Source organism: Arthrobacter sp. SO3 (genome assembly GCF_020532825.1).
GTDB lineage: Bacteria > Actinomycetota > Actinomycetes > Actinomycetales > Micrococcaceae > Arthrobacter.
In genome coordinates this window covers 1-1,403 of sequence record NZ_MQTS01000213.1, presented here as the reverse complement: position 1 = coordinate 1,403, position 1,403 = coordinate 1, and the positions used below count along the sequence as shown (strand labels likewise).

1 protein-coding gene is annotated in these 1,403 nt (G+C 62.0%); it reads right to left on the bottom strand.

What is annotated here, in order from left to right; all coding sequences use genetic code 11:
* Window positions 1–962 precede the first annotated feature (962 nt).
* Window positions 963–1,124, bottom strand: a complete 162-nt coding sequence (locus BJQ90_RS19015) for a hypothetical protein (RefSeq protein WP_226761762.1) — start codon at window positions 1,122–1,124, stop codon at window positions 963–965.
* Window positions 1,125–1,403 lie beyond the last annotated feature (279 nt).

Genomic DNA, 1,403 nt, shown 5'->3' with positions numbered 1-1,403 from the left:
GGCTCCGGTTCTGGCTTCGGCTGAGGGGGCCGCAGTCGAGGTTGCCGAGGGGGAGGGGGACGAGGTGGTTGCTGAGGCGGCGCTGACGCCCATGGCGGCGATGGCGCCGGCGGTCAGGACTGCTGCTGCTCCCCCGCCGAGACGGGTCTTCAATGAGGGGGTTGTCGGCATTGGTACCTGTTTCCTTCCGCTTTCGAATCTTACGGACTGAGTCACGTCTCCAGCCCGAAGTGCAATTTCACTGTAAGCGTCGACGCTGGGCGGAACCTGAATATCGTCGGCCTGGAAAAGGCCCGGCTCCTTTTAGGGTGGCCCTTCCCAGTGGGGTAGTCGTCCTTGGGTTTTCGCCTCCGCGTCCAAGCCTGCCGGTGGCAATGAACCCATAGATCCCCAGTGCGACGACGCCCAGGCCGGCCCACCACCAACCGCGGGACCGGATCCATGGGCGAGGCGCGGTAGACAAGCAGCAGGATCAGGCGGACTCGGATTCCGCGTTGAAGGGTCCGGTCTGAGGTCAGCCGGCGCAGCAGCGTCAGACGGTCTGGCAGCAGCCGCAGGGCCTCCTTCATGCCCACCGTTTCCGGGTGCCGTCGCGCGTGTAGGGCCAGTGAGACAAGCAGCCCGTCGTAGACCAGGACAATGCCGCCGAATATTGTGATCGCAGAGTCCCAGAGGTTCATGCCGCAGCTTGCTTGGGGAGTGCTTGAACGCGTGGACCGCCTCCTGTATGGCGTAGTAAACGAGCGCTGGCCCCGCCAGCGGACACGCAAGTCTCAAGTACAGGGTCGTTGCCACTGCGAGGCCTCCAGGAGCACCGGCCTGTAAGGAACGTGAGCGCGGTAATCGCCCGCCGGATATCTGTTAGTCCGTAGTGAGCGTCTGAAGGGGGCTGCCCGGTCCTGCATCGGTCTGCCGATTAGATCATGAATGGATTGAAGGGAGGTGACTTCGTGATGGAGAGTCTAGAGGCTGAGCATGCTGTGCGGCGTGCTCAGGAGCGGGGCAACGAGCGCGGGCAGGACCCGGTTGCAGCCGCCGTTGAACTTCTCCAGCAGGATCAAGTTTGGTGCGGCAGTTTGTGCGGTCTTGGTGGGGAGATTTGGGGGTGTGGACAGTGTCCACACTTTGGGTTTCGGACTGGGCCGTACCGGTGCCGGACTGGGCCGGATTCCGGATGTTTCGGCGGGAGCCCAGTGTTTGCAAGGGTTGGAACCCGGTTCGAGTCCCACCTCGGGCACGTGTTTTCCCTGTTCAGCGGGGTTTTTGGTGCTTTTTTCGTGTGCACATTGTGCACACTCTTTCCTCTGATCTGATGCTCCGGGTGTGAGCTGCTGCGGAGATTTCGGACAGCGGATTGAATGGATTCTTCTACGCTGCCAAGGCTGGCTGTTGATAACCATAGT